Raw genomic sequence first — 23,693 nt, forward strand, 5'->3', positions numbered from 1 at the left:
AACGGGGCGACTCGCGTCGGCCTTTTTCTTTTGGGCTTAAAGCCTAATCTTAAATACCTGTTCTCCTACGCGGACGATGTAGATGCCACGATTCAGGCGGTCATATTGTTGGAGACCGATTTGCTCCTCGTTGCGTACCACCGCGCCTGTCATGCTGATGATCCATACCGGCAAGCGGCTCGGTGTATAGACATAGAGGCTGCCGTCTTGTGTATAGACCTTCGCGCCTTCTACATCCTCAATGCCGGTTGCATCTTCCTTCTTTACATCTGTTACTTTCACATAGATGTCGGTGTACACATTATATATAATGTATTCGCCCGGCTGCACGCCCTCTTCCAGTTCTTCCCAGTAGCCATACAGCGAACGCTTGAACCAGAGCTTCATATCGTCGGCATTATATCCTTCCAGAATCTTGTCTACATAGACGTTGACCTGGTTGCCTTCGGGTACCACGTTCTTACTGAAAGAGAGTTCCACACCGTCGCACGTCGCTGCGGTGTCTACATACATATTATAATAGTCTACTTTGCCGTCTCCACCTGGGGTGTTGCCACCGTGACCGTGATCGTTGTTGTCGTCATCGCCATCAGGATCGACTACTACGCCGCTATCGCTTCCGCCTGGGTTGTTCGGATTATTTTCGTCCGGATTTTCAGGGTCGATAATGGTAATATCACCACCTTGATTGTTATAATCTACATATTTACCTTCTTCAGCATCCCAGATTTGTAGCTGATAGTTGCTTGGTTTGAAACCGCTTGTACTTGTTGCGAGGATAAAGTTTTGAATAGTAACTTTACATAGTCCTTCTGCATTGGGCTTACCAAAGATGAACTGGCCGCTTTCGATGTCTGGATATTGTTCTTTTGTCAATAATCCGCGTATTCCGCTTTGTGCTTCATACTTTACACGACTATTGGTGATAGCCAATGGTGCCGTCGATTCAATAGTCGATGGAAGAATAAAGTCTACATGCATTTCACGTGGTAAGATAGCCAACGCCAAAATCAGTGTACCTTCGTCCAAATAATCATTGTCGCTAATTGTTACCGTAGCGGTATAAGTATTGGCATCTTTAGGTGTTCCGTTAGGATTGTAAGAAACATTACCAGAAGAAATAGTTACAGTTTTATATTCAAACGATCCATCTTCTTTTGTAAACTTCACCTTCAGACTACTAACCGGATGCTCGTTGCCATCATACGTTAACTCATATTGATGGGTTTCTGCGTTCCATTTCCAGTCGTTACCATCATTATTACCATCGTCTGGGATGATTTCAGGATCCTCATCGTCTGTTGGCTCATACGGATCGTTTTCATCGCCCCCGTCTGTTATACTTTGCTTCACGATTAAGTCGGCAGCAGCTATTGTTTCTGGCAATGAATAGTTGGTTGCTTTGAAGTTGTTATCTGCTTCACCATTACCTAATTCAAATGTAGAACCTTTCGTGATGGCATCTTCATAGATTGTACCGGCGGTAAGTGTTGATTGAGTGCATGCAAGGCTTGAGTTTGCACTAAATGCTGCTGTTTCGCCCTTTACTTCACCATCAACTCTTACTGTTTCATCGCTAATCTTCGTATTTACCGAACCATTGGCTTCAATCGTTTGCTCTAAGATTGTTACAGTCAGAGGACGTTCTGTTACCTTCAACGTCTTAACGGCTTTACTGTCTTTGTGATCACCTCCCTTAATGATAGTTACAGTGATTGTATATGTACCTACATTCAGGATGTTTGATTCACTAATTTCTGCTCCTTCATTGTTAGTGTATTTTACCGTATAATCCTTACCACTTGTCAATGGAGTGTCATCATCTTTAATAGATATTGTCAGATTGATATCCTCTGGTGTACTACCATTATATACCATCGTTCCATTTCCGTCGGCATCTACTGTAATATCGCTATCGTCATCATTTGGGAAATCGATTTCGATATCTTCCTCTGCTACCACTTTCAATGTACCTTTGGTTGCATTCGTGATAACATCTGTTCCGAACTTATAATTGCTTGCCAGGAAAGAACCATCTTCAGCATCTGTTAATTCCAACTTATCGATGATGATGGCGTTTGGATAGTCTTTAACCTCAGTGTATGTTTGAGAGTCATCCAGCTTCAATGAAGATTTGCTTTCTGTGTTATTGAATACTGGAGTCTCATCGTTCTGAAGACCAGTCAATGTCACTGTCTCACTTGTAGCTTCTGATACGAATTCCTCATCCACTTTGCCTAATGTGACAGTTTGTTCGTTGGCTTGAACGGCGGAGATAGTAGCTTTCTTAATAGTAAACTTCGTAGTCTTAGAACCCGTATATTCTCCTTTACCTGTTATCGTAACGGTATATTCACCTGCATTCTTAGCTGTCAATTGACCGCTACTGCTTGAACTGCTTCCACCTGTCAGACTTAACGTATAATCTGTATCTTTCGTTAATTCGTCAGTATCATCTTTCACTGTAATTGTCAAAGTATGTTCCTTGCCGTCATACGTCCAATCGTTTAAGTTGCTGATATCTGTTGCACTTACATCTATTGTGATATCATTGTTGTCTGTAAGAGTTTCTTGAACTGTGTAAGTTACATCTGAAGTAAATGCTAACTCATAATTATCCGTATCAAAACCACTGTTATTATCATCAGCGAGGGCAAGATCGTTTTGAACAATATAATAAGTCCCCTTTTTTGTTGGATTACCAGATATAGCAGGACCATCTTGAGTCGTTGAAAGCCCTAAAGAGCCTGTATAAGCAACTTTTTCTGTTACTGTTTCACCACTGAATACTTGCGAACCTACTACCGGAGTATAATTAATGGTTGGATTTCCTTCTGTTCCTATTGTCCAACTTTGTCCGCTTGTTGGTGTTACGGTAATCTTGTGTTTAGCAATAGTTACATCATCAGATAATGTTGTTTTCTTTTCATCCGCATGTGCAACCAGATCTGTCGTACCACTAAATGAAGGATCAAACTTCACGCCATTGTCCAATCGATTCATGATGGTAATATCAGAATACTTACCAGCATTTACCAGTTTAACGCCATCTGTTGTATTAGATGTTTCGTCAGCACTATCATTATATTTATAACTGATAATCCGATAGTGAGTGCCTTCGCGAAGAACATATTCTTTATTTTCTGGGTCATTCTCAATCTTACCCTTTACCGTAAGTAAATGGTCTGGTTCTCCTTCTGTTCCATTATGGTCTAAGCCTGTATATTCATGCTGATTATTACTATTGATCGATGCCGAAGTAATCAGCATATCATATTTATAAATAGTAAATGGATCGAACTTAACCGTTACGCCTTCATTTGATGAATCTTTTACATTAACTGTTGCTGTAATGTCAGTCAGTGTTTTGGATGGTTGGTCATAGTCTTGCGCTAATGTCGGCGTACCGGTCAGTATGTTTTCTTTTCCTGATACTGTAGAAAAGCCTACGACAGCATTCTGTACTTTCAGCTCTGTATTTTCGCTATCTCCTCCTGCATTGAATGTATAGTCTAACAAACCAATAGCTTCCGTTGGTGTAACAGATACGACCGGTGCACTGGTTGTACTCCAATCAGTTTCAGTCTTGACCAAGATACTCATCTCGTTATCTACCCAAGTAGCGTAATAATCTGTCTTTACGATACCGCTCGCATCGTTTTCGCTAGTCTCGTAGCGTAATATTTGTTTGGTCTCTGAGCCTTGTTCTACTGTTACTGTTCCATCTATTTGTGTTGGTTCTGTAATAGTTGCAATATTAGAACCGGATTTTGTCAGCCAGCCCATGAAGTGATGCCCCATCGTGCAATGGATATTACTTGGTACTTCCACTGTGCATTTCGCTCCATAATAGAGGTCTGCATAATTGGCTATTACTTCATCCGGAGTTTTATTACCATCTTCTGTATAAACCGTAATCGTATGAGAACCATCCATTTGGCTAACGGTTTTGTTTAATGTCATGGTATAGGCATTCAACGTCGCATTCGTCGGCGCAGCCGTCAGATACATCTGCGTACCAGCGGGAAGAGTAACAGTACCTTGACTACCTTGACTTGCATCTTCTGTTCCCGTGAGTGCATATAAAAAGTGCGTTCTGTCTATGCTGTTTTGTGAATATGTTACCGATGTTGTCGTATTTTTATCCCACTTTCCAAAAATTATGGATGCTTGCTTCCTGAATAATCGTATCCAGTACCAATATTATTACCTGTATTTCCACCATAGGAAACAGTGTTGTATGCTGTAACGGTTCCTCCAAGAATAGCTATAGCATCGCATGTTCCTTGGTAGCCACCACCAATACCAGCACCTACGGCTGCATAATATCCAGATGTATATAATCCATCTAAGTCCTCACATGCTGCATTCACTGCACCTCCAGTTATAATAATAGTTCCATTTGAAGAATTATTTCCACCACCAATACCAGCTCCATGTGCATGAGTACTTGTTCCTGAATTTTGTCCATCAGAGTAAGAGCGTGCTGTTATATTTCCTCCTTTTATCCAAATCGTTCCAAAATTTGGATTATCAGAACTTCCTCCAATTCCAGCCGCTAAAGAAGAACTATATCCATTTGTTTTTGCACACTCCGCCGTCAAGGACCCTTCACCATCAATAATTAAAGTAGCTCCTTCGGCTACATAGATACCGGCGTGTTCGTGACCGCTAATAAATGAATTTGTCCCTTCCAACGTAAGGTAGACCGTTCCACTTTCAATTGAAAATGCATTATTATCACCTCCATTCTGATTTGCACTGGCATTATTTACTGTGATATGAACATCACCAGATGTGTTTACTGCAATCGTATGGCTACTGCCTCCATCCCCTGTGATAGTATAATTCCCAGTAGAAGTAATATTGGCATCTTGGGAGGATAAATCTATAGGTGTCTGCCCCCAAACTGCATTCCCCACCGTAGCGAGGAATGCCATCAAAAAAGTAAACAATTTTCTTTTCATAATACAATAATTTATTTGTGAATGGATTAATTAATTAGTTTCTAAACCGGTTAGCATCTACTTCCAACTCACCAAACTTGATTATGAAAAGACATAAAAAAAGTGCGGGCGGTTTGCTTATTATCAAAAGGAAGGCATCGCCAAACGCCTACTACAAGGATAATGAAACAATGGCCCGCACTCTATGCTGTTAAATATACTTATTCCTTCTACAGAAAAGCATACAGCTAAGAGTGCAAGCATCTATGTTTATTATTCCCTTGTAGTAAAATTTGGCGATTTTTCCTTTTGGAATAATATCGTAAATGCTTTAACTCAGTATGTCAAATCTCAAAGATTCCGCTGAATCTTCTTAGAGATGCCGCAAATATAGGAATGATTTCTGATATAATTCTAATTTTTTAGGGAAATTTTTTGGTGGGTATACAAAAAAAGAGAAGATAGCCCGCGAGGGCATATCTTCTCTTCCTATTCCATAATTTTATTTTTACTCTTCAGAGATAACCGTGAAAGGAATTTCTACGGATACTTCCTTGTGGAGTTTAAGCGTAGCTTTGTAGTTGCCTACTTCCTTCACTGCTTCTTTGATATAGATAATCTTGCGGTCGACATTGAAACCCTGCTTTGCCAATTCGTCTGCAATCTGGATATTGTTTACCGAACCGAAGATAGTACCTGTCGAACTTGTCTTGGTAGCGATTGTCAAGCTCACATTCGCCAATTTAGCAGCCAACTCTTCTGCGTCTGCTTTGATTTTAGCCAACTTATGAGCGCGTTGCTTCAAGTTTTCAGCTAATACTTTCTTGGCAGATTCTGATGCGATAACTGCTTTACCCGTGGGGATTAGAAAGTTACGTCCGTAACCCGATTTAACAGTTACGATATCGTCCTTGTAGCCTAAGTTAGCTACGTCTTCTTTCAAAATAACTTGCATATTCTGTCTCCTCTTTTATTATTATTTCATCAAATCTGTTACGAAAGGAAGCAATGCCAAGTGACGAGCACGTTTTACGGCTTGCGCTACGCGGCGTTGGAATTTCAAAGATGTTCCTGTGATACGACGCGGAAGGATTTTTCCCTGCTCGTTCAAGAATTTTTTCAAGAATTCCGGATCTTTGTAGTCGATATACTTGATACCGTTCTTTTTGAAGCGGCAATATTTCTTTTTCTTCACGTCTACTGTAGGCGGAGTCAAATATCTGATTTCTGATTGAGTAGCTGCCATAATTAATTCTCCTTTACTGTTTCTTTAGATGATTTCAAACTTCTTCTCTTTGCGGCATATTCGGCTGCATATTTATCCTGACGGAATGTCAAGAAACGGATAACGCGTTCGTCGCGGCGGAAGTTAATTTCCAATGTTTCAATAACCGACGGTTCTGCCTTGAATTCAATCAGCTGGTAGAAGCCTGTAGATTTCTTTTGAATAGGATAAGCTAATTTACGCAATCCCCAATTTTCTTCATTCACGATTTCAGCACCTTGTTCTTTCAGGATGCCTGTGAATTTGTCTACCGCTTCCTTCATCTGTGCATCAGACAAAACGGGAGTTAAAATGAAAACGGTTTCGTAATTGTTCATACGATTAATACTGTTTTTTATTTGTTATTATTTGATTTTTTCGGTGCAAAGGTACGTCTTTTTTCTTTATCTGCCAAATTTTCTTGGGATTGTTTCGCTTAAAAAAGTGCAGCATGCACGGCTTTTTCATTTAAAAAAGCGGTGACCTTGTAGATCTTAAGGGAACTGGTTCGGAACGCTTGTAGCTGCAGGCCTCGCTCCGCTTCGACCAGCAGCTATGTACAGAAGTCCTCTTCGAGGACTGTTTTATTACCTATATCGTGCCTCGAAGAGGCGCAATTTTCAAGTAGCCGTAGGTCGAAGCGGAGCGAGGCCTGCGGTATCCAATTTAAATGAAAGAGCCGTGGTGCAGTCTGCCGATGATGTCTCTCCATCTGCGGGTGTGCGATTCCGTTTGTCGTTATAATCGAAATGGATTATCGTTATAATCAGAAAGGATTATCGTTATAATTCAGGCGCATTGGCAAAATTATTGTACCTTTGTTTCCCGGTAAGATGAACAAAAAGAGAAACACATTATTATTATTGTATTATGTCTTTTTACAAGTTTGCGTGGAGGGCGGTGTGGATGTCCCTCCTTTTATTAGCCGGCATTGGGTGTGCGGATGCGGAACGTGAAGCGCGTTTGGAGGTGGATTGGGAGCAATTCATGCGAAAACAGGATTTGGTTTGGGACGTGCTTCCGGAGTATTGGTACGAGTCTGCCTATATGGGCAACGGGATGTTGGGTTGGATGATTTACAAAGAACCGGGAGAGAATTATTTACGCTTCGAGACGGGCGATTGCGCCTACCACGACCATCGGCCGGAAAAGAACGATTTGTTCCATAAATGCCGCCTTCTGACGGGACACTTTGCGCTTCATCCCTGCGGGGAAATCACGGACGGACAGATGCGTTTGGATTTATGGAATGCTGAAACTACAGCAGATATTACGACTACCCGCGGGAAAATTCACATACGAAGTTTTGTGCATAGCGAGGAAATGGTCATGGTAACCCAGCTCTGGACGGAAGGTGATGAAGAGGGTTGCCGGTGGGAATGGAAACCCGCCCCCTCGGAAAGTCCGCGATGGCTCTTTGCCAAACAGAATCCCGATTGGAAAGCCGCCATGCCAGAACAATATCCTTTGAATCCGCCTGTCGAGGTCGATTCAACCCAAACTGAAGGTGTTTCGTATCAACCGCTATTGGCCGGAGGTGGGATGGCTGTTCGTTGGCGTGAAACCCACGAAGGAAAGACGCGTACGCTTTGGGTGACGTTGAAACATACTTATCCGGAAACGAATGCACGTGAGCTGAGCGCGAAGACGTTGGAGAACGCTATCCGCACAGGATATGCCGGACTTCAACAAACGCACCGTGCCTGGTGGCATGCCTATTATCCGGCCAGTTTCCTGACCTTGCCCGATGGACAAAAGGAAAACTTCTATTGGATACAAATGTATAAGCTGGCTTCGGCCACGCGGGGCGATAGGGCGTTGATGGATTGTACGGGTCCGTGGCTGACCGTTACGCCTTGGCCCAATGCATGGTGGAATTTAAACGTGCAACTTAGCTATTGGCCTTTGAATGCTTCGAACCGGCTTTCGTTGGCAGGTTCGCTCGAACATACGCTCTATGACCATCTGGACCAACTCCGTAATAACCTGCAAGCACCTTATCGCGAAGGAGCTTACGGATTGGCTCGTTCGACTAATTTCGAAGGAGCTTCTGATCCGGTGGGCATTCCGGGCGTAGATAAACCGGCCGAGGTGGGGAATTTGACATGGGCGTGCCATAGCCTTTGGTTGATTTACCGACACCAGATGGACGATGTCCTCTTGCGCGAAAAGCTCTTCCCGCTATTGAAGGGCGCTATTAATTATTACCTTTATTTCCTGCGCGAAGAGGAAGACGGGAAATGGCACCTACCTGCCACGTTCTCTCCCGAATATGGAAGTGCGGAGGATTGCAATTATGATTTGGCATTGCTTCGGTGGGGATGTAAAACCTTGCTGGAAATTTCCGAACGTCTGCATATAGACGATCCGTTGATTCCGAAATGGCAAAATGTAGTGGCGAACTTGACGCCTTATCCCCAAGATGAAAACGGGTTGTGTATCGGACGGAATGTGCCTTACGCCTTCTCGCATCGCCATTATTCGCATCTCTTGATGGCTTATCCATTATACCTTATTAATAAAGAGGATGCGGATGAGGCGGCTTTAATCGAGAAGTCGTTGGATTATTGGCAAAGCAAAGCTGGGGCACATCAAGGTTATTCGCTGACCGGAGCTTCGTCTCTTTCGTCGGCTTTGGGAAAAGGGAATGATGCCCTTTCCTATTTGAACGGATTGTTCGGGCGCTTCTTGAGTGTGAATACGTTGTATCGTGAATCCGGGCCGGTTATCGAAACACCCCTCTCGGGTGTGCAATCCATCCATGATATGTTATTGCAGAGTTGGGGAGGAAAGATTCGCGTCTTTCCGGCTGTGCCGGACGCATGGCAAGAGGTAGCGTATGCTAATTTCTTGGCCGAAGGAGCCTTTACCGTGTCTGCCAGCCGCCAAGGAGGAAAGACTGCCTTTATCGAAGTAAAGAGTGGGGCGGGCGAACCGTGCGTGTTAGTGACCGACATAGAGCGTCCTGTTTTCGAACGTCAAGGCAAAACCTTCAGTCCGACTCGCTTGGCGGAAGGGGTTTGGCAGATTGAGTTGGCTCAAGGCGAATCGTTTGTGGTGTATCCGGAAGGAAAGAAACCCGATATGACCATCCGCCCGATCGAAAATCCTACGCATAATTGGTTTGGTAAGAAACGTGAACAGATAAACAAATAGGGAATGGCGCATATTCTTCCTTTTATTATAGGTATAGCATGTCTTTGCTGGGGACATATTTCTACGGGACATGCCAGCGAAGACGAATCGCTTCGCCAACTCAAGGCAAATTACCGGGAAATATTATTGTCGGTAGTAGAGGCAAAAGATTCTTTAAGGGCAGACCTTTGGCAGATTCCGCCAGAAAAGGAAATGTCTGACCAGGTCGTAGTGGAACTTCACCAACGTTATCCTTTCGATTTGGATAAGATAAAGGCTTATTTAAAAGCCTTGAATCCGGATGGGTCGTGGCAAGATATTAATTATGCAGATACGAAACGTTCGGGCTGGGAACCGAAGCTTCATGCCGACCGTGTCTTAGAATTGGCCAAACTCTATCACACACCTGGAACCGCTTTTTATCATGCCGACGAGGTAGAAGAGGCCATTCACCGGGCGTTGCATTATTGGTTTACGGCTCGTCCCCGATGCTTAAATTGGTGGTACAATCAAATAGGCATTCCCAAAACTTTGGGGTCGGCGTTTATTTTATTGGAAGGACAATTAAGCCAGGAGGAAAGAGCGGAGGCCATCCGCTTGATGCAGGAGGCGAAGTTTGGCATGACGGGACAAAACAAGGTCTGGCTCGCGGGTAATGTATTGATTCGTGCGCTTCTTGAAAACGATGCGGCATGGGTTCGTGCCGCACGTGATACGATTGCTTCTGAAATTCGATTGGGACAAATAGAAGGCATTCAGCCTGATTGGAGTTTCCATCAACATGGTCCGCAACTTCAATTTGGAAATTATGGATTGTCTTTTGTGACTAGCATGGCTTTCTTCGACCGTCTGTTTTCGGGGACGACGTATGCTTTCGAAGCAGAAAAGAGAGCGATTCTTACTTCGTTGGTAAACGAAGGATTCCGATGGACTATCTGGCATCGTACGATGGATATCAATGCCCTTGGCAGGCAGTTCTTCCATAATGCGCCTCTGCATAAAGCCTATGCCTTGGCGTTTGCGGCCGAGGATTTGGGGCTTCGGGAAGGTTTCCCTCGGAATGCGAACCGGCTTGTAGGACATAAACATTTTGACCATTCCGATTATACGGTTCATCGCACGCACGATTGGATGGCCTCACTTCGCATGTCTTCCCTGCGGGTGATTGGAACGGAACATGTAAACGAAGATAATATCCTGGGATATTATTTGGGTGATGGCGCGACCTATTTTTATACCGACGCGCGCGAGTATTTGAATGTCTTTCCCTTTTGGGATTGGCGCAAGGTGCCCGGCGTGACTTCCTACGAGGCGGCGCATGTTGCCGACCCGCTTCCGGATGTGAATCATACCGGGTCTCGGAATGAATCGAACTTGGTGGGCGGGCTGACAGTGGGGCAACGAGGCATTTCGGCCATGGAACTTCAGCGAGATGGCCTTCATGCCCGCAAAGCTTGGGTATTTACGGATTCATTTGTCCTTTGTTTGGGAGGAGATATTGCATCGGATTCGGCTGTTTCGGTGACGACTTCCTTGGAGCAATGTTTAGGACGCGACGAGGCTCGGATGTGGGATGGCCAGGAATGGAAACCGCTTTCCGGATCGTATGAATGGCTCCGACCAGAGTTGCGCCTGTATCATAACCGAAAGGGATATATTGTTTTCTCTCCAGACACTTGTGTGGTGGAGGTTCTGCCACGCACGGGGCAATGGTGTGATTTCATGGGCATGTATAGTCCGGCTGTCGTGCAGGGCAAAACCTTTTCAGTTTATCTTCGGCATGGCGTCCGTCCCGCGTCGGGTAGTTATGCTTATTTAGTGTTGCCTGCTGCAGATTCGACAACCGTTTCTCGTTTCGACTTGGAATGCATTCGTCTTTTGCAGAACGATAGCCAAGCGCAGGTGGTTTATTTCCCAGCGGATGCCGAAGTGTGGGCAGCCGTGTATGCCGCAGGAGAGCTGGAATTCGAAGGGCAAAAGTGTAAAGTGAAGGCGCCCGGGCTCTATTATTTCCAGCGTAAAGGGGGAAAGTGGGAGATAAGCTCCGAAAAACTTTTCCAATTATAAGGGTTTTTATTTACTTTTGCGCCTTTATTGAAAGAGAAGATAACTAAAAACGTATAAAGGATGAAACACCAACTTTGTTGTATCGGGCATATTACGCACGATAAAATTATTACGCCACGACGGACAGCCCATCAGCCGGGCGGTACGTCTTATTATTTCTCACACGCCATCCGCTGTTTGCCAGACATCAATTATATGTTGGTCACAGCACTGGGCGCCGAAGATATGCATGTAGTTGACGAATTGCGTCGCGAAGGTATTTTGGTCAAGGTAATGCCTTCCCGCCAGTCGGTTTATTTCGAGAATATTTATGGCGAGAACCAAGATAACCGTACCCAGCATGTATTGGCAAAGGCAGACCCCTTTACTATTGAATACCTGCAAGACTTGGAGGCACAGATTTTCCATCTGGGTAGCTTGTTGGCCGACGATTTCTCTCTCGAAGTAGTAGCCTACTTGTCGAAGAAGGGACGTATTTCCATTGACGCGCAAGGTTATCTCCGCGAAGTGCAAGGCGAAGATGTTTTTCCTGTAGACTGGGACCGGAAGGAGGAATTCCTGCGGTATGTCCATTTCCTGAAGGCCAATGAACCGGAAACGTTGGCCTTGACGGGGACCAACGACCCGATGGTCGCAGCCGTCCAACTTCATGCGTGGGGTGTAAAAGAGGTGCTACTGACGCTTGGCAGCAACGGTTCTGTGATTTATGATGGTTCGGATTTCCATTTCATACCTGCTTATCGTCCGCGAGAGGTGGTCGATGCGACGGGATGTGGCGATACCTATATGACAGGCTATCTTTATGGCCGTGCGAAAGGATGGAGTATCGACGACGCAGGCCGGTTTGCGGCTGCCATGTCTACGTTGAAAATAGAGGCTATCGGTCCCTTTTCCGGTTCGTTGGACGATATTCGTGGTTGTATGGAAACAGCCGAACGTACTTATCCTTGCATTTCTTGATATAACCGGCCTTGCCATGTCTGCCGTTCGGCAAACCGCCGGTCTACTTTCGATACGAATTCGTAGTTTTTCAGTCCCCAATCGGGCGCTATCAGCAGCTCCTTGGGCGACTGCGACACGAATCGTTCGACAACCAGTTGCGGGCGGATTCGTTCTACGAAATCCACGACCAACTCCACATATTCATCTACGTCATACAGGTGGAAATCATCCGGATTCGATTCATATTCCTTTGCCATGCGGGTATTCCGGATTAATTGCAACTGGTGAAGTTTGAGCGTCTCCAGCGGCAGGCTGGAAATGCGTGTGGCATGTTGCAGGATTTCTTCCCTCGTTTCGCCCGGAAGTCCCAGGATGAGGTGCGCTCCCGTATGGATGCCCTGTGCAGCCGTTCGCCGGATAGCCTCTTCCGCCTCGGCATACGTATGCCCCCGGTTGATGCGTTGCAGCGTGCGGTCCAACGTACTCTCTACGCCATATTCCACCATCACGAACTGCTTTCGGGCTAATTCCGCGAAATAATCCAACAGTTTGTCAGGCATGCAATCGGGACGCGTCCCCACGATCAGGCCCACGACTCCCTCCACACGCAACGCTTCCTCGTATTTGGCTATTAATTGTTCGGTTTCGCCATACGTGTTGGTGTAGGATTGGAAATAAGCCAAGTAGCGCATCGTCGGATATTTACGGCTGAAAAAACGGATGCCTTCCGTCAATTGTTGTGTGACGGATTTCTCCCGCTGGCAATAGTCTGGGCTGAATGTCTGGTTATTGCAATACGTGCAGCCGCCCCAACCTTTCGTCCCGTCCCGGTTCGGGCACGAAAATCCGGCATTGATGGATATTTTCTGTACCTTTCCCTCGAAGAATCTCCCCAAGAAAACCGCCAAATCCCTATATGCTTTCTTCGTTTCCATGGCTGCAAAGGTACATGGATTTTGGGCGTTTTGCAAATGCTCTTTCCGTTCTTTTCTCTTGAAAGAAAAGAACGAAGGGGCGATAATTCCTTTTTCTTTCCAAAAAAATAGATAGAAAATAGAAGCTGTAGCCCTTTCATACCCTTCTTTAGTTCTATTTCATTTGAAAAATAGCTAAAGAAGGCTTCTTGAATACTATTTCTTTTGAAATAGAACTAAAGAAGACTTCTTGAGCTCTATTATTTTTAAAATAGGTATCAGGAGCCCTTCTTTGCCTTTATTTCAAAAAAAATGATAGCAAAGAAGAGGTCGAAAACGCTTCTTGGGAAGAATCCGGACCAGATACCTGACTGGAGAGAAAAAAATTGGCCGGTTCGTGTTGCATATCCGGAAATATATCCTTACTTTCGCGGTGCTAATAAGAAAAACGACATTAAAAAATAGAATACTATGCAAAGCAGACGAGAATTTTTGAAAAATGCCTCTTGGATGATGGCAGGCGGACTCTTGGCTCCGCAATTATTAGCCTCTTGTGGTGGAAAAACGAATACACAAGCCGCTTCCCAGACGGCACAGGCCGTTTCCCAATCGAAAAACATAGGATTGCAACTTTATTCCTTGCGCGATGATATTGCCAAAGATGGCATCCAACCGGTGCTCGAAACCGTGGCCAAGATGGGATATAAAAACCTCGAAATGGCAAATTATGAGGATGGAAAAATCTATGGACTGGCTCCTGCGGATTTTCGTAAACGGGTGGAAGACCTGGGAATGCGTTGCGTGAGTGCCCATGTCGGACAGGCATACGACAAGGAGAAGGATGCGGAAGTCATGGCTTGGTGGGACCGCGCCATCGAAGCTCACCGCGAAGTGGGTGCGAAATTTATCATCCAACCTTGGATGGCTGTGGACGACAAGACCACGCTTGATTACCTCAAGATGTATTGCGATTATTACAGCCGGGTAGGCGAGAAGGCAACGCAGGCCGGACTGATATTCGGTTATCATAATCATGCCTTCGAGTTCAAGCAGGTGGAAGGCACGCTTATCTACGATTTCTTGTTAGACCATGTAGATAAGCAGCATGTGCGCTTTGAATTGGATGTTTATTGGGCACAATATGGAGGCGGAGACCCTGTTAAACTGCTGAAGGAAAAAGCCGACCAAATCCGGGCGGTGCATATCAAAGACGAGAAGGAAATCGGGGCAAGCGGCAAGATGAACTTCGAACCGATATTCCAGCAAATGTACGCAAGCGGGATAGAAGATTGGTTTGTAGAAGTAGAAGCCTATACGAATGGAAACCCGGTAGCCAGCGTACAGCAGAGCTACGAGTTCCTGGCAAAGGCTCCTTATGTAAAATGAATCACGTCCATTAACAGGGGGAATGAATGAGCCAAAGCGTCCATCGAAGGAAACAGAAGATGGGCGCCTTCTTTTTGGAGGTCGGCATCGGAAAGTGGCCCGGTATTGACGGCGATGGTGAAAATGCCCGCAGCCACACCGGCATGTACGCCCATCGGGGCATTTTCGACGACTATTGCTTCGTGAGGTGCGACTCCCGCCTTTTGCAATCCCATCCAATAGGGTTCAGGATGCGGCTTCCCGATTTTGACGTCGAATGCCGTTACCATTTTGTCCGTCGAGAAACATCCTGGGAAAGAATGCTCCAATTTGTCGAGAAGGCTCCGTTGCCCTGAGCCAGTGACGACGACGCGTTGAAGCCCAAACGAACGTACCACACGGAGAACATCCGCTGCGCCCGGCATCGGATTGCCATCGTTATAGCGGGTGAAGAGTGCCGCCTTCTCGGCATAAAGGTCCTGTTTTTCCGCTTCGGTAGCATCCCGATGGAATGTCCGTTGGAACAAGGCGTTGATGGTGCCTGCCCCGGTTTGTCCTTCCCATAGATAAAAATCTTTCTCTTCGGCCAAGAGATGATGTCGCGCGGATATTTCCATCCACGACCGGGCATGATGTCGCATCGAATCGTAAAGCACGCCGTCCATATCGAAGAGGACCGCCTTCGGGTTTAACCGTTTGCCCGTCTGGAAAGCATAATGCTCAACGGCTTTTTTGATCGTTTCTTTTTCCATTAATAATCGTACTTAAAAAAGGAAAGCACGCCGAGGATGGCGTACTTTCCCAAGAATAATATGAATAATTAAAGTTGAAGAATTATAGTCTGCTTTTGATGGCTTCGCTTTCCTTTTCGTATCCAGGTTTGTTGAGCAAAGCAAACATATTCTTCTTGTATGCTTCTACACCCGGTTGGTTGAACGGATTCACACCGAGCATATACCCGCTGATACCGCAAGCCTTTTCAAAGAAGTAGAAGAGCTGGCCGATGTAGTAAGGCGTGATAGCCGGCAACGAGATTTTCAGATTCGGAACGCCGCCATCGACATGCGCCAGTTGCGTACCTAATTCTGCCATCTTGTTGACTTCATCCACATGTTTTCCGGCAAGGAAGTTCAACCCGTCGAGATTTTCCGCATCGGTCGGAACAATCATACTATGTTCCATTTCCTCTACCGAGATGACCGTTTCGAAAATCGTACGCTCGCCTTCTTGAATCCATTGGCCCATCGAGTGCAAATCCGTAGTCAAATCCACAGCTGCCGGGAAAATACCTTTACCCTCTTTGCCTTCGCTTTCGCCGTAAAGCTGTTTCCACCATTCAGCGATATAGTGCAATTTCGGATTGAAGTTGCACAAGATTTCGATTTTCTTTCCTGCTTTGTAGAGCTCATTACGTGTGGCCGCATAGATAGCCGCTGGATTTTCAGCGAACGGTACGCTGGCATCGGTAGCTTTTTCCATAGAAACGGCGCCGGCTACCAACTCGCGGATGTTCACTCCAGCTACGGCAATCGGCAACAGACCGACAGGCGTCAGGACAGAGAAACGTCCACCCACATTGTCGGGGATAACAAACGTCTTGTATCCTTCTTGTGTGGCCAACGTACGCAAAGCGCCTTTTCGTGCATCTGTAATAGCTACGATGCGATGCTTCGCTTCTTCTTTACCTACGGCCTCTTCCAATTGCTTTTTCAACATGCGGAAAGCAATAGCCGGTTCGGTAGTTGTCCCCGATTTAGAGATATTGATGATACCGAACTGCTTGTCCTTTAGAATATCGCACAATTCATACAAGTAATCTTCCCCGATATTATGTCCGGCATAGAGCATTACCGGGTTTTTACGGTTGGAGGTATGCAACCAATCGAAACTATTACTCATGGCTTCAATGACAGCGCGTGCTCCTAAGTAGCTACCTCCGATACCGATAGCAACAACTACTTCACACTTTGAACGCAACACTTCCGCCGTGTTTTCAATATCCGCCAGTTCTGCATCTGTAATCGATGATGGCAGATGCAACCAGCCTAAAAAGTCATTACCTGCTCCCGTGCCATTATGCAAGGTCGCCATACATGCGTTGGATTCCGTTTCCCGAGCGAAAACCTGTTCTTTAGAAACTGTTCCTAACGCCTTCTCAATGTTTAAACAAATGTTTTTCATAAAGCAATATCGGTTTATTTGAATGTTTGTGTTAATTGCCGGATTTCGATGGTAGGCGATTTTCGTTCATATAAAATCGCGTATAAAGCATCTAATATCGGCATATTGACTTTATATTTCTCGTTAATTTCGTGGATACATTTGGTTCCGTAATATCCTTCGGCAATCATTTCCATTTCCAGTTGGGCTGTTTTGACAGAATAACCTTTTCCTATCATCGTACCGAACGTACGGTTACGGCTGAAACGAGAATAAGCCGTCACCAGCAAGTCGCCCAAATAGACGGAATCCGTAATATCCCGTTCCAATCCATGTACGGCATATAGGAAATTACGCATTTCTTCGATGGCATTGCAGATAAATACAGCCAAGAAATTATCACCATATTTCATGCCATGGCAGATGCCTGCTACAATTGCATAGACGTTTTTCAACACAGACGCATATTCAATACCTGTCACATCTTTGCAGCAATAGTTCCGCAAATAAGTATTCCGGAAGACCGGAGAGAGCTGCTTCACATAGTCGATGTTTGGGCAAGCCAGCGTGATGTACGACAAACGCTCTAACGCAATCTCCTCGGCGTGGCAAGGCCCTCCGATAACGGCAATATGTTCGATGGGCACGTTGTAATATTCGGAAAAGTAATCCGCAATCAACATGTTCTCGTCAGGTACAATGCCTTTGATGGCGGAAATGATGAATTTGTCGTGCAAGGAAGTCGTTACCTTTTGCAGATGCTGTTTTAAGAAAGGCGAAGGCGTGGCGAATATCAACGTATCCGATTCCTTTATCGCCTTATTGATATCGGAATAAAATGTAATCCGATCCAAATCGAATTCCACAGCCGACAGATAACTGGGGTTATGCCCCGTTTGTAAGAACGCCTGAATTTGGTCTTCCCGGCGCATATACCAGTTTATCGTTTCTTGAGTTGAAAGTACAATCTTGGCTAAAGCGGTAGCCCAACTACCGCCTCCCATTATTGCAATTTTACCAGGCAAATTCATGCTTATATCCAGTTTTATTTAGCTGCATTCGCAATCCATTCGGCAACTTGTTCGACCGTCGGGTTGGTTAAATCCAGCTTATATTTCTTGTTCAGTTCGCAAAGTTCTTGTCGTACCTTGTTGGGGTTTGCCTCTTTCAAGACATCGAGCGTCACGTATCCGGCTTTTTGCAAAGCAGGTACCCACTCTTTGTCTACGCCAATGGCGGCATATTTCTCTGCTGAATCTTTTTTTACACTCTTTTCTGGACGCATTTGTGGGAAGAGCAGCACTTCTTGGATGGTAGTTTGCCCGGTCATTAACATGACTAACCGGTCGATACCGATACCGATGCCGCTCGTTGGTGGCATACCATATTCCAATGCACGCATGAAGTCTTGGTCGATAATCATCGCTTCGTCGTCTCCTTTGTCGGCCAAGCGCATCTGTTCTTTGAAACGGGCTTCTTGGTCGATAGGGTCGTTCAATTCGGAATAAGCGTTTGCCAATTCCTTTCCGTTGACCATCAATTCGAAGCGTTCCGTCAAGCCGGGCTTACTACGGTGCATCTTCGTCAGCGGTGACATCTCTACTGGATAGTCTATAATAAAGGTAGGCTGGATGAAAGTACCTTCACAGAATTCACCAAAGATTTCATCTATCAGTTTGCCTTTCCCCATGGTCTCGTCGATTTCCATATTTAGCTTCTGGCATACTTCCCGGATTTGGGCTTCGTCCATGCCTTCGAGGTCATATCCAGTCTTTTCCTTGATGGCTTCCAAGATAGGCAAGCGGCGATAGGGTGCTTTGAAGCTGATGGTCTTACCATCGACTACGGTTTCACTCGAACCGTTGACGGTGACGCAGATTTCTTCCAACAATTTTTCGGTGAACGACATCATCCAGTTATAGTCTTTATATTGGACATACAGCTCCATGCAGGTGAATTCCGGATTGTGCGTGCGGTCCATTCCTTCATTGCGGAAGTTTTTACCAATTTCGTATACACCTTCGAAACCACCAACTATCAATCTTTTGAGGTAAAGTTCCGTTGCAATGCGCATATACATATCTATATCTAACGCATTGAAGTGGGTGATAAAAGGACGGGCACTGGCACCTCCTGGAATGGATTGCAGCGTAGGCGTTTCTACTTCTGTATATCCGGCATCGTCCAATACGCGGCGCATGGTCTTCAATACTTTAGCTCGTTTCAGGAAAATGTCCTTCACGCCTTCGTTTACTACCAAGTCCACATACCGTTGGCGATAGCGCAATTCCGGGTCGTTGAATCCATCGTAGGCCACCCCATCTTTGTATTTGACGATCGGAAGCGGGCGTAACGATTTGGACAGTACAGTGATTTCTTCCGCGTGGATAGAGATTTCACCCATTTGCGTACGGAATACATATCCTTTGATGCCGACGAAATCGCCAATATCCAGCAATTTTTTGAATACAATATTATATAGGTCTTTATTTTCGTCCGGACAAATATCGTCACGCGAAATGTATACTTGGATACGTCCTTCTGAATCCTGCAACTCCATGAAGGAAGCCTTTCCCATGATGCGACGGCTCATGATACGTCCGGCCACGCGTACTTGGCGCGGCGCGTCATCGTCTTGGAAGGAGGCTTTTATCTCTTTCGAAAACGCGTTTGTTACATACTCTGCGGCGGGGTATGGCTCAATCCCCATCTGGCGTAATTGCGCCATGCTATTCCGCCTTATGATTTCCTGTTCGCTCAGTTCTAATAGATTCATTACGCTACTACTTTGTATAAATACAGTGCAAAAATATAAAAAATCTCGGTATGAAAATCGTATTACAAAGAAAAAACCGTATCCGAGCGATTTCTTCCGAAAAAAGAAAGAGGAAATATCCCGTTTTGGAATATCTCCTCTCGCCTAAATGAGGGTGAAAGATGGGGCTCGAACCCACGACCCTTGGAACCACAATCCAATGCTCTAACCAACTGAGCTACATTCACCATGTCTGTCTTTTTGAAAATCCGTTCCCACTACGGGGTGAAAGATGGGGCTCGAACCCACGACCCTTGGAACCACAATCCAATGCTCTAACCAACTGAGCTACATTCACCATATTCCGTCTCTTTGGAAACCTCTTTTCCTGAAAGACGGTGCAAAGGTAAGCATAATTTTTGATTCTGCAAATATTCTGGAGAAAAACACGCTTTTTCTTTGCGTCAACCAAGTTTTTTAAACCTGCCGGGTAGAATTTATTCCTATTTTGCTTGGAAATATCAAAAATATGCTTACCTTTGCACTCGAAATACGGAACTAGCTCAGTTGGTAGAGCACTGGTCTCCAAAACCAGGTGTCGGGAGTTCGAGCCTCTCGTTCCGTGCATTATTTTATTTCATAGTTTTAAGGTTTTTGATTTAGTTGGGGCTGTCGGATGTTGGTCATTCGGCAGCTTTTTTATTTATAATGGTCCTTTCTTTTATTTATAGTGGAAATCTTTTTTATTTATAGCGAAAACCTTTTTTATTTATAACGGGAATCTTTTTCGATAATAACGAGAATCCAACCTCTTTATGATTGGAAAAATTCCTCCGAAAGGGATGAACTTTTCTGATTTTGTCACTATCTTTGCCATATCTGTCAGGGATTATTTGATTTTTATTTGCAACAATAAGTTAAGTGATTCTGATGACATGGTAAAATTTTAGGCAACTTTTTGTTGCTTACATCTTCAGGAGAATTTTAAACTAAAGTGTTGCGGATGTAAGGATTAACTTTTATGTTATGAGAACGAATTATTCTTTATTATATGCCTGTTTGGTTGTTTTGCCTTTTCAAGGGCATGCTCAGAAACAGACAAAAGAGACGAAACCGAATATTCTGTTTATCTGTGTGGATGATCTTCGGCGGGAATTGGGTGTGTATGGCTCTTGGGTGAAAACACCTAATATGGATAAATTAGCCTCGCAAGGAAGTGTATTTTTTCAGCATTATGTGCAAGTGCCGACAAGCGGAGCCTCGCGAGCCAGTATGTTGACGGGGCATTTGCCTAAGGCCGCATCTGATTTGTCGAACGAAGCTTGCCGGATGCGCCTTTCTGATAAGCCGGAAGGAGAAATTCCAGAGACGATGTTCCATCATTTACGCAGGAATGGATATTATACGGTAGGCATAGGGAAAGTTAGTCATTATGCCGATGGTTGTTTATATGGTTATGAAGAGCCGAAGACAAATAAATGGGAACTTCCTTATAGTTGGGACGAAATGCTGTTTGATGCAGGGAAATGGGGGAATGGCTGGAATGCATTTTTCGGTTATGCTAATGGAAGTAATCGGCAGAGCCGCGATAAGCAAGTCAAACCATACGAATGTGCAGATGTGGCAGACGAGGGGTATCCGGATGGCCTGACGGCAAACTTGGCGGTTAAGAAACTGAAAGAACTTGCCGCGAAGGAGGAACCCTTTTGTTTGGCGGTTGGTTTTTTCAAGCCTCATCTTCCCTTCACGGCTCCAAAGAAGTATTGGGATTGGTATGATGAATCCAAGCTTCCGATTTCTCCTATGCCGGATGTCCCGGAAGATTGTGACCCTGTAGCTTTACACGAGAGTGCAGAATTTAAGAGTTACCAGGCGGGAGACGAGATGCCTTCTGTCGCTCATCGTTTATCGGATGACTATGCGCGGAAACTCCGTCATGCCTATTTTGCTTGCATCAGTTATGTGGACGCACAAGTGGGGAAGGTTTTGAATGCGCTTGAAGAATCTGGAGAAGCCGATAATACCGTTATTGTTTTGTGGGGAGATCATGGTTGGCATTTGGGCGACCTCCGTATTTGGGGAAAACATACGCTGTTCGAACCTTCGTTGAGTAGTACGTTGATCGTGAAAGCACCCGATTGTAAGTCGGGAATTAAAAACCGACGGATTGTCAATTCGGTAGATATCTATCCTACGCTGATGGAACTATGTCACGTCCCGTTGCCTCCAGGTTTGGATGGGCATAGTTTTGCTAATCTATTGAATCATCCGGATGATTCGACATGGACAGATGTGGCTTATAGCTATTGGGGACACAGTATTTCACTTCGGACACCGGAATATCGTTTGACCTATTATAACAAAGAGGGAAAAGTGGTGACGGAACTTTATCAATATACAGAAGACCGTATCGAACGGAAAAACATGGCCAAAGAGCATCCGGAAGTAGTACAAAAGTTGCTTCCGTTATTGGAAAAAGGAGTTACTTTTCCTCTTTGACAAACCTTATGATAACAGATAAATAGGAACATTGATAAATAAGAAGGAAATGAATAAGATGAAATGGATATGGGCAACTTTACTGGCTGGGTGCATAAGTATGGGTTGGGCGGAAGAGAAAACATCGGTTCCACGACCGACTCCGGCACAGATTACTTGGCAGGAGGCTGAACTGGTCGCTGTATTTCATTATGATCTACATGTATTTGATGGGAAACAATACAATCAGGCTTATAATCGGATTACACCAATCCCGGATATAAATATCTTCAATCCTACGCAGTATGATACGGATCAATGGATTCGGAGTGCTAAGGGAATGGGGGCGAAGATCGCTATTCTGACGGCTACACATGAGACAGGTTTTGCACTTTATCAGTCGGATGTTAATCCGTATTGCATGAAAGCTTTAAAATGGCAGGATGGGAAAGGTGATATTGTGCGCGACTTTGTCAACTCTTGTCGGAAGTATGGCGTGAAACCGGGTATTTATATTGGTATCCGTTGGAATTCATTCTTGGGAGTACATGATTTTATGATGCCGAAGGATGGGACGAAGTTTCAGGAAAACCGGCAGGTGTTTTATAATAAAATGTGCGAAGGGATGACGGAAGAACTGATGTCTCGTTACGGGGATCTGGCGATTGTCTGGTATGATGGTGGTGGTCATGGACCAGAATTGGGTGGAGCTGATATCCTGCCGATTGTGGAGAAATACCAGAAGAATATCATTTTCTACCATAACAGTCAGCGGGCAGATATGCGTTGGGGCGGATCGGAGACAGGAACGGTTTCTTATCCTTGTTGGGGAACTTATCCTTTCCCTTATTCTCATTCCAAGAATCAGGAAGAGATCTTTAAGAATGATTTCCAGCTATTGAAGACGGGTGATCCAAACGGAGCCTATTATATGCCGGCTATGTCGGATTCTCCTTTGCGTGGTTATAAGGGTCGGCATGAATGGTTCTGGGAACCAGGTGATGAAGCTCATATCTTTCCATTGGAGAACTTGATGGATATGTATGAGAAGTCGGTGGGGCGTAATTCAACCTTGATTTTGGGGTTGACGCCAGATGACCGGGGATTGATTCCGGCTGCAGATTCCTTGCGGTTGGCCGAGTTCGGACGAGCTATTGATCAAAAGTATGCGCATCCGTTGAAGCAAACGGAAGGTAAAGGAAACATGTATTGTATAGCATTGGACAAACCGACCTTGATTTCCCATCTGGTAATACAGGAAGATATTACACAAGGTGAGCGGGTACGAAAATATGTGATAGAAGGAAAAGTGTCCGGAAACTGGAAAAAGTTAGCAGAAGGAACTTGTATTGGGCATAAGCGGATTGAACGATTATCTTCTCCCGAAAAAATATCAGAAATCCGATTGGTTATAAAAGAATCGAAAGGAGATGTATTTATAAAAGCATTCCGTGTATTCTGATGCGATGAGGCGTGACCTTATTGGAATTTCCTGTAAGATGGAGGATGTGAGTATTGTATTTTAAAAATAATTTTTTCACGGAAAGAAGAAATACTATTTCATCCTAAAACTGAGAAATTTAAATAGGATTTTAGAATGGAAATCTTTTTTATTTATAGCGGAAACCTTTTTTATTTATAACGGAAATCTTTTTCGATTATAACGA

At 44.8% G+C, this 23,693-nt stretch carries 16 protein-coding genes and 3 tRNA genes; 7 read left to right on the top strand and 12 right to left on the bottom strand.

Annotated elements, in window-relative coordinates:
* Positions 1-36: 36 nt before the first annotated feature.
* The 5 genes from B5F77_RS03755 to rpsF all read right to left on the bottom strand — a co-directional run bounded on the left by B5F77_RS03755 (position 37) and on the right by rpsF (position 6,548).
* The gene (locus tag B5F77_RS03755) at positions 37-4,011 is read right to left on the bottom strand and encodes a hypothetical protein (RefSeq protein ID WP_087327848.1); all 3,975 of its coding nucleotides are present in this window, start codon (positions 4,009-4,011) and stop codon (positions 37-39) included.
* 149 nt (positions 4,012-4,160) lie between these two features.
* On the bottom strand, positions 4,161-4,967 hold the full coding sequence (locus B5F77_RS03760) for a hypothetical protein (protein ID WP_087327851.1): 807 nt from the start codon (positions 4,965-4,967) through the stop codon (positions 4,161-4,163).
* A gap of 487 nt (positions 4,968-5,454) precedes the next feature.
* Positions 5,455-5,901, bottom strand: a complete 447-nt coding sequence (gene rplI / locus B5F77_RS03765) for a 50S ribosomal protein L9 (protein ID WP_087327855.1) — start codon at positions 5,899-5,901, stop codon at positions 5,455-5,457.
* 21 nt (positions 5,902-5,922) lie between these two features.
* On the bottom strand, positions 5,923-6,192 hold the full coding sequence (gene rpsR, locus B5F77_RS03770) for a 30S ribosomal protein S18 (RefSeq protein WP_087327858.1): 270 nt from the start codon (positions 6,190-6,192) through the stop codon (positions 5,923-5,925).
* 2 nt (positions 6,193-6,194) lie between these two features.
* Positions 6,195-6,548, bottom strand: a complete 354-nt coding sequence (gene rpsF / locus B5F77_RS03775) for a 30S ribosomal protein S6 (RefSeq protein ID WP_087327862.1) — start codon at positions 6,546-6,548, stop codon at positions 6,195-6,197.
* 532 nt (positions 6,549-7,080) lie between these two features.
* On the opposite strand from rpsF, the gene B5F77_RS03780 reads away from it, so the two are divergent.
* From B5F77_RS03780 to B5F77_RS03790, 3 genes are read left to right on the top strand one after another with little or no spacing between them, the layout of a single operon-like run.
* A complete protein-coding gene (locus B5F77_RS03780; RefSeq protein WP_204244944.1) occupies positions 7,081-9,366 on the top strand; it encodes a glycoside hydrolase family 95-like protein in 2,286 nt (761 codons plus the stop codon).
* A gap of 3 nt (positions 9,367-9,369) precedes the next feature.
* The gene (locus B5F77_RS03785; RefSeq protein WP_087327864.1) at positions 9,370-11,412 is read left to right on the top strand and encodes a polysaccharide lyase family 8 super-sandwich domain-containing protein; all 2,043 of its coding nucleotides are present in this window, start codon (positions 9,370-9,372) and stop codon (positions 11,410-11,412) included.
* A gap of 60 nt (positions 11,413-11,472) precedes the next feature.
* On the top strand, positions 11,473-12,372 hold the full coding sequence (locus B5F77_RS03790; protein WP_087327867.1) for a PfkB family carbohydrate kinase: 900 nt from the start codon (positions 11,473-11,475) through the stop codon (positions 12,370-12,372).
* Here B5F77_RS03790 and B5F77_RS03795 read toward each other — a convergent pair.
* Positions 12,354-13,289, bottom strand: a complete 936-nt coding sequence (locus tag B5F77_RS03795; protein ID WP_087327870.1) for a TIGR01212 family radical SAM protein — start codon at positions 13,287-13,289, stop codon at positions 12,354-12,356. The genes B5F77_RS03790 and B5F77_RS03795 overlap by 19 nt on opposite strands.
* Positions 13,290-13,739: 450 nt before the next feature.
* On the opposite strand from B5F77_RS03795, the gene B5F77_RS03800 reads away from it, so the two are divergent.
* Positions 13,740-14,654 carry a sugar phosphate isomerase/epimerase family protein gene (locus B5F77_RS03800; RefSeq protein ID WP_087327873.1) on the top strand — a complete coding sequence of 305 codons (915 nt, stop codon included), beginning with the start codon at positions 13,740-13,742 and terminating at the stop codon, positions 14,652-14,654.
* Here the strand turns inward: B5F77_RS03800 and B5F77_RS03805 are convergent.
* The 6 genes from B5F77_RS03805 to B5F77_RS03830 form a co-directional block, all read right to left on the bottom strand.
* Complete coding sequence (locus B5F77_RS03805) at positions 14,642-15,385, bottom strand: HAD-IA family hydrolase (RefSeq protein WP_087327876.1); 744 nt, start codon at positions 15,383-15,385, stop codon at positions 14,642-14,644. The two genes, B5F77_RS03800 and B5F77_RS03805, sit on opposite strands and share 13 nt — an antisense overlap.
* 82 nt (positions 15,386-15,467) lie before the next feature.
* The gene (locus B5F77_RS03810) at positions 15,468-16,814 is read right to left on the bottom strand and encodes a glucose-6-phosphate isomerase (RefSeq protein ID WP_087327879.1); all 1,347 of its coding nucleotides are present in this window, start codon (positions 16,812-16,814) and stop codon (positions 15,468-15,470) included.
* A 14-nt stretch (positions 16,815-16,828) separates the two neighbouring features.
* Entirely contained in the window at positions 16,829-17,824 is a 996-nt protein-coding gene (locus B5F77_RS03815; RefSeq protein ID WP_087327882.1) for an NAD(P)H-dependent glycerol-3-phosphate dehydrogenase, read from the bottom strand.
* Positions 17,825-17,838: 14 nt separating this feature from the next.
* On the bottom strand, positions 17,839-19,569 hold the full coding sequence (gene lysS / locus B5F77_RS03820) for a lysine--tRNA ligase (protein WP_087327885.1): 1,731 nt from the start codon (positions 19,567-19,569) through the stop codon (positions 17,839-17,841).
* A 152-nt stretch (positions 19,570-19,721) separates the two neighbouring features.
* Positions 19,722-19,797: transfer RNA gene (locus tag B5F77_RS03825), tRNA-His, on the bottom strand.
* 34 nt (positions 19,798-19,831) lie between these two features.
* A tRNA-His gene (locus tag B5F77_RS03830) sits at positions 19,832-19,907 on the bottom strand.
* A gap of 193 nt (positions 19,908-20,100) precedes the next feature.
* On the opposite strand from B5F77_RS03830, the gene B5F77_RS03835 reads away from it, so the two are divergent.
* From B5F77_RS03835 to B5F77_RS03845, 3 genes are all read left to right on the top strand, one after another.
* Positions 20,101-20,173 (top strand) — tRNA-Trp (locus B5F77_RS03835).
* A gap of 401 nt (positions 20,174-20,574) precedes the next feature.
* Positions 20,575-22,047: a sulfatase gene (locus B5F77_RS03840; protein WP_087327889.1), complete on the top strand. Its 1,473-nt coding sequence runs from the start codon at positions 20,575-20,577 to the stop codon at positions 22,045-22,047.
* Positions 22,048-22,105: 58 nt separating this feature from the next.
* Complete coding sequence (locus B5F77_RS03845; RefSeq protein ID WP_239445724.1) at positions 22,106-23,488, top strand: alpha-L-fucosidase; 1,383 nt, start codon at positions 22,106-22,108, stop codon at positions 23,486-23,488.
* Positions 23,489-23,693: the final 205 nt, after the last annotated feature.

Origin of the sequence: Parabacteroides sp. An277 (assembly GCF_002159645.1) — a bacterium.
Lineage (GTDB): Bacteria > Bacteroidota > Bacteroidia > Bacteroidales > Tannerellaceae > Parabacteroides.